Annotated in this window: 6 protein-coding genes; all 6 read left to right on the plus strand. The window is 62.4% G+C overall.

Translation table 11 applies throughout. From position 1 onward, the window contains the following. A partial coding sequence (locus tag I8N66_RS23265) for a polysaccharide deacetylase family protein (RefSeq protein WP_291158399.1) occupies positions 1-611 on the plus strand: 611 nt, incomplete at its 5' end. Between the two features lie 9 nt (positions 612-620). Beyond that, positions 621-1,865 (plus strand): glycosyltransferase family 4 protein, encoded by a 1,245-nt coding sequence (locus I8N66_RS23270; RefSeq protein WP_291158402.1) that lies wholly within the window; start codon positions 621-623, stop codon positions 1,863-1,865. Positions 1,866-2,190: 325 nt separating this feature from the next. After that, entirely contained in the window at positions 2,191-3,291 is a 1,101-nt protein-coding gene (locus I8N66_RS23275; protein WP_291158457.1) for a glycosyltransferase family 4 protein, read from the plus strand. A gap of 138 nt (positions 3,292-3,429) precedes the next feature. Further along, positions 3,430-3,792 carry a VanZ family protein gene (locus tag I8N66_RS23280; protein WP_291158405.1) on the plus strand — a complete coding sequence of 121 codons (363 nt, stop codon included), beginning with the start codon at positions 3,430-3,432 and terminating at the stop codon, positions 3,790-3,792. An 81-nt stretch (positions 3,793-3,873) separates the two neighbouring features. Then, a complete protein-coding gene (locus tag I8N66_RS23285) occupies positions 3,874-4,872 on the plus strand; it encodes a glycosyltransferase (protein WP_291158408.1) in 999 nt (332 codons plus the stop codon). A 29-nt stretch (positions 4,873-4,901) separates the two neighbouring features. After that, positions 4,902-6,401: glycoside hydrolase (locus I8N66_RS23290; RefSeq protein ID WP_291158460.1), on the plus strand; the 1,500-nt coding region annotated here is incomplete at its 3' end.

The raw sequence follows: 6,401 nt of genomic DNA on the forward strand, positions 1-6,401 counted from the left end.
ACGGTGCAACGATCCTTGAACGCCACGGTGCGCGGGGGACGTTTTACATTGCCGGCGGATTGGCTGATCGTGTCGAGGTCGATCGCACCCTGATCTCGGCCAAGGGATGCGCCGATCTGGCCAGCCGCGGGCACGAGGTCGGTTGCCATACCTTTTCTCACAGCAAGATCAGGCGCCTGGGCGGTGTCGCTCTGGCTCGGGATCTCGACCGCAATGCCGATTATCTGAAGCGCAGCGGCGTCGAGCCGGCGGCGACGAATTTCGCCTTCCCTTACAACGCCGCCTGGCCGCTTTCGCGCCGGGAACTGGGGCGGCGTTACCGCACCTGTCGCGCGGGCGGCGAGAGCGTCAATCGCTCGGGCGTTGACCCGTTGATGCTCAAGGGCGTGGAAATACGTCAGCCCGAGGTGGATGCACGCGCACTGACCGGATGGATCGACGATGTGGTCGCCCGGCCCGGTTGGCTGGTGTTTTTCACCCACGACATCGCCGTCCGTCCGACGCCCTACGGCTGTACGCCGGAGACATTCGTCCATCTCGTTGAATACGCCGTCGCCAAGGGGTGCGTGGTGCTGCCGGTCGAGCGGGTGCTCGACAGGCTCGGCTGGTAGGGGCACGCGATGTCTGGACAGCGGTTGCTCGCGATCAACAATTACTTCTATCGTCGCGGCGGCGCCGAAGCGGTTTTCTTCGACCATATGAAGATGTTCGGCGATATCGGCTGGGACGTGGTGCCCTTTGCCATGGAGCATGAGGACAACGAGCCTTCTCTCTGGTCCGACTACTTCGTCTCCGAGATCGAGTACGGCCGGCGCACGAACCTGCTGCGCAAGGTCGTGCAGGCGGCGAGTGTCATTTACTCGCGCGAGGCGCAGCGTAACATCGACCGGCTGATCCAGAGTGTCCGGCCATCGATCGCTCACGCCCACAACGTCTACCATCATCTGTCTCCGGCGATCTTCTCTACTCTGAAGCAGGCGGGCATTCCCGTCGTCATGACGGCGCACGATCTGAAGCTTGCTTGCCCCTCCTACAAGATGCTGCGCGATGGCGCCGTCTGCGAGGACTGTCGCGGCGGGCACGTCTACAATGTGTTGCGTCACCGCTGCATCAAGGGCGAGTTGACCCTGAGCGCGGTGGTGTTCGCCGAAACCCTGGTCCACCGCGCGCTTGGTCTTTACCGCAACCAGGTCGACCGCATCGTCGTGCCGAGCAAATTTTACGTCGAGAAACTGGTCGAGTGGGGATGGCCGCGCGAGCGCATGGTCCACATTCCGAACTTCGTCGACGTCGACGACTATTCCGACCAATGGACAGAGGGCGACTACTTCGTCTTCGCCGGACGCCTGGCGCCGGAGAAGGGGCTGGGAACGTTGATACGGGCGGCGGCATCGTCGCGACAGCGGCTGGTAATTGCCGGAACCGGCCCCGAGGAAGCGATGCTTCGCCAGCTTGCCGAACAGACGGGAGCCGACGTCACCTTCGCCGGCTATCTCTCGGGCCAGGCCCTGCATCGTCTGATTGGGGAGGCCCGCGCCCTGGTCCTGCCGTCCGAATGGTATGAGAACGCGCCGATCAGCGTGCTCGAATCCTACGCCCTGGGACGGCCGGTCATCGGAGCATCGATCGGCGGTATTCCCGAAATGATCCGGGAGGGAGAGACCGGGATGACGGCGAGATCCGGTGACGCTGACGATCTTGCACGGGTATTGACGAAGATGGCGACGCTCCCATCCTCCGAACGCGCGGCCATGGGGGCATCGGGCCGGCGTTGGATCGCCGGTGAATTCTCGGCAGCCGCCTATCGCGACAGAACGCTGGACCTCTATGCGTCGCTTGGAGCGGGGAAGGGGCGGCGCCGTTAACCGTCGCGCGCAATTTGTAGTAACGTGGGCTCGCCGTATGGTTTTTGGTCAGTTATATAAGTGGTCAATAAAATATTTACTTGGTTGGTAAGTATTTCACCGTCAAAAACGGTGTGTACAACCCTCGAGGCGACGCATGAGCAGTAACTCTGATGTCTCGCGAAATCACCGGAAACAGCCGGTGATTGCACCGGAGATCGCACAAACCGGACTGTCCGAGGGGCGCGGGCAGATGCCTCGTCGTGGCTTGGCCTTGTCCGGAAGGCAGCGGAGCCTTGCCGTCCAGAGTGGAGCCGTGGCCTCGAGAGGCGAGCGCAAGCGTGTGATGATGCTGGGCTTGCGCGGCATTCCAAACGTTCAGGGTGGTGTCGAGAAACACGTCGAAATGCTTGCCAGCAAACTTCTGGGGTATGGCTGGGATGTCGACGTCGTCGGACGTCGCCGCTATCTTCAGGACGGTGACCGCTATGCATGGAACGGGGTCGAGGTAATCCCGCTCTGGTCGCCTCGTCGCATGGCGCTGGAGGCGCTCGTTCATACCTTTATCGGCGTCTGCCTTGCGGCCTGGCAGCGGCCGGACGTATTGCATATCCACGCGATAGGCCCGGCTTTGATGACGCCGCTTGCCCGACTGTTCGGGCTGAGGGTGGTCGTCACCCATCATGGCTACGACTACGACAGACAAAAGTGGGGCGCCTTTGCCAGGCGGACGCTGAAGCTCGGTGAGTTCTTCGGCATGCGCTTCTCGAATGGGCGCGTGGCCATATCCGAGGATATCGTTCAAACGATGCGCGCCCGTCACCATGTGTCGATGACGCTGGTCCCGAATGGTGTCGCGATTACGATGCCCTCGGGTGATGCCGGTATTCTGCGCGAATATGGCCTGACACCGCGACGCTACATTCTGCTCGCGGCACGCCTGGTTCCGGAGAAGCGGCAACTCGATCTCATCCGGGCGTTTGCAAAATGCGGATTGACCGACATGCGGCTCGTTATCGCCGGCGGTGCGGAGTTTGATACGCCGTATGTCCGGGAGGTGAAGACGCTTGCCGGCGAGGTGCCGGGAGTGGTGCTGACCGGTTTTCAGTCCGGCGATAGATTGGCGGAACTCTTCGCCAATGCTGCCCTCTTCGTGCTTCCGTCGAGCCATGAGGGCATGCCGATCGCTTTGCTCGAGGCAATGGCCTACGGCCTGCCCCTGTTGGCGAGCGATATCGTTCCCAACCGGGAACTGGACCTTGCTTCCGACGAGTATTTCCCGCTCGGCGACATCGACGCACTTGCCTCCGGTATCACTGCAAAGCTTGCCGCGCCGCTCAGCGATGATGAGGTGCGTGAGCGCGCGGCCCATGCGGAGGCGACCTACAGTTGGACAAACGTGGCGCAAAGGACCGCGGCAGTGTATAGCGCATTGCTGGCGAAGTAGGCGGGCGTTCGCGTCTGCCGTGTCTTCGCCGATAAAGTGCGACAGCGCGCCTTGCACCAGTGGACGGGCAGGCAGGCGCCGTCGTGGTCCGTTCGACGATTGCCGTGCCATGCACGCCGCCTGGAAGACAAGCTGATAATGAACCTCAAACGCGCCGCCGGCCTTTTCGCATGGCTCCTGTTTGCCGTGATTGCCTATTCGACGATGTCCCCCCTCGAATTGCGACCACGCATCGGCCATCTCGTTCATCTCGAGCGGTTCGGCGCTTTCGGTCTGCTCGGTCTGCTGTTCGCGATCGCCTATCCGAAGCACCTGACGCGTGTGCTGCTTCTCGTCTTCGTGACCGCGATCGGCTTCGAACTTCTGCAGATGATTTCGGCGGACCGTCATGCACGCGCGGCGGATGTCGCCGTCAAACTGCTCGGCGGCGTGTGCGGGGTTTTCTCCGGCTGGTTCCTCGTCCGCTATCGTTTGCCGTTGCTGCGTCTGCTGGGGCGGTAAACCAAAACGCAAAATATCGACGGTAAGGTCGCCGGCAACCGGGGCGCGGTTACCCACGCGCTGCTGATATGGGGGAATCGCGTGGCAGTATCCGTCATCATCAAGACGCTGAACGAAGAAAAACGCATCGCCGCGAACATCGAGAGCGCGCTTGCGGCACTCAAGACGGTCGGCGGTGAGGTCATCGTCGCCGATAGCGGCTCCTCCGACAGAACCGTAGAGATTGCATCCCGTTACCCGGTCGTTATCGCCCAGATCAGCCCGCCGGCGCTTCCCAGCTGCGGGATCGGCCCGCAACTCGGTTTCCAGTATTCCCGTCACGAGCACATCTGCCTCCTCGATGGCGACATGCTGCTCGACAGCGATTTCCTCGAGGTGGCCGAGGCCTTCCTGGCCGACAATCCGAAGGTCGGCGGCGTCACCGGTCATGTCCAGGAGATGCTCACCGCCAACCTCGAATTTGCCCGGCGTGTCTCACGCAATTCGCCGGAAAATCGTATCGGCGCGATCGACCGCATGAATGGTGGCGGTCTTTATCGGCGCGCGGCGATCGCGGCGGTCGGTTATCTCTCCGACCGCAATCTCCACGGCTACGAGGAGTTCGACCTCGGCATCCGGCTCAGAAGCGCAGGCTGGAAACTGCATCGTCTTGACCGTCGTTTCGTCCAGCATTTCGGCCACACGGACAATTCCTACCGCCTGCTCGTCCGCCGCTGGAAGAGCAAGTATCTGTTCGGTATCGGCGAGTTGCTGCGCGCTTCGCTTGGCCGGCCCTATTTTCTGCAGCTCATTCGGGAATTGCCGGAGCTCAAGCTCTGGGCGCTGGTCTATCTCTGGTGGGCGGTGTCGCTTGGGCTGCTGCTGTTCATGCCGAACAAGGCGCTCGCGCTCGGCCTCGTACTGGCGATCTTCGCCTGCGTCGTTGGGTTGATGAGCCTGCGTAAAGGCGGCTTCAGCATGGGGCTCTATACCGTTGTCGCCTGGTTCTTCCATGCGGCGGCGCTGCCGGTCGGCTTCTTCCGGGCGCGCCGGAAGCCCGACGCGCCGATCGAGAGCAAGCTGCTCGGAGCGTCGGCGTGACAGGGCGGAGCCTGTTCGCTGCGGCAGCTATGCTCCTCGCCTTCGGTTCGCCCGTGCGCGCTTCCGACCAGTGGCTTCCTGTGCGCGAAGTCTCGCTCGAAATGAGGCCAGGCAGCCCTCTCGACTTCTCCTCTTTCCTGCCGAATGGGACGATCGATGCGGATCATCGCCTCGTCGCAGGTGCCGATGGTCGTCTCGCCTTTGTGCAATCGCCCGAGAAGCCCGAAAGAATGCTCTGCGCGTCGCTCGCCTGGAGCCCGGCCTCCGGCGGGTTTCCCGATCACCAGACCGCGGATCGCTATGCCCGGCAACTGGCGATGCACGGCTACAATCTCGCGCGCCTGCATTTCGTCGACGCCAGCCTGATGTTCGGCCGCGACAAGGATTTCGACTTCGATCCAGAGACGCTCGATCGCATCCACTATCTGCTCGCGGCGCTGAAGAAGAACGGCATCTACTGGATGATGGACGGCCTTTCGTCGCTGCGCGGCGTCTATGGCGGCTTTGACGACCGTTGGGACGATGGGGGAAACCTCAAGCTCGAGCTGTTTGTGGACGAGCGGGCGTTCGATCACTGGAAACGCATGCAGGAGGTTATCCTTGGACGCGTGAACCCCTACACGGGTATAGCGCCGATCCGCGACGATGCGCTCGCGGTCGTCATTCTCGCCAACGAGAACGGCATGGAGTTTGACACCGTCGTGCATGATCGGCCGGGCAAGCCGCCTTATGATCCGCAGCTTGCCAAGCCGTTCAACCGCTGGCTGGCGAAGCGCTACGGGTCGACCGAGAAGTTGGCCAAGGCATGGCCCGATCTTCGCTCGGATGAGACGATTGATGCGGGATCAGTCGAGCTTCCTATCGATCGCTATAACGATAGTCCACGGCTGCGCGACCTGCAGGCCTTCTTCACCGAGACGGAAGAGACCACGACAGCGCGCATGAGCGACGTGTTGCGCGGGCTCGACTACCGCGGCCTGATCAGCAATTACAACAATTGGCCGACGGTGCAGGCGTCGCTTAGCCGGCGCGGTCTCGAAGCCGTCACCATGAACACCTATCACGACTGGGTCAGCGGCTACGCGCCGGGCAGCAAGACCACGCAGGTCAGCTCGATCGCCGACGGGGCGAACTATATCCGGATGATCGCTGCGGCGCGCTGGCTGGGCAGGCCCTTCGTGATCAGCGAATACGATCACCTCTTCTGGAATCGCTACCGCTACGAAGCCGGCCTGGCGATGCCGGCCTACGCGGCGTTGCAGGGCTGGGACGCGCTCTGCCGCCACGGTCACGGCCCGATCGTCCTTAGCTATGGCGAGCCTTTCGCACACAAGAGGGCAATGCTGCCCTATGCGATTGCGCTCGATCCGGTCGCCCGCGCCGGAGAGACACTGGCGGCACTGCTCTACCGCCGCGGGGACGTTGCGACATCGGATGTGACGGTACCATTTGCCGTGCGTGGAGAAGAGGATCTCTCCGACGATATGCAGGCCCGGGAACCGGAGCACCTGACGGATCTGGCGCTGATT

It is taken from the genome of Ensifer sp. SSB1, from assembly GCF_016652895.1.
GTDB lineage: Bacteria > Pseudomonadota > Alphaproteobacteria > Rhizobiales > Rhizobiaceae > Ensifer.

Excerpts from the sequence above, each read along its gene's own strand:
- I8N66_RS23280 (WP_291158405.1), top strand. The coding sequence starts at position 3,430 with ATGAACCTCAAACGCGCCGCCGGCCTTTTCGCATGGCTCCTGTTTGCC.
- I8N66_RS23270 (WP_291158402.1), top strand. The coding sequence starts at position 621 with ATGTCTGGACAGCGGTTGCTCGCGATCAACAATTACTTCTATCGTCGC.
- I8N66_RS23275 (WP_291158457.1), top strand. The coding sequence starts at position 2,191 with ATGATGCTGGGCTTGCGCGGCATTCCAAACGTTCAGGGTGGTGTCGAG.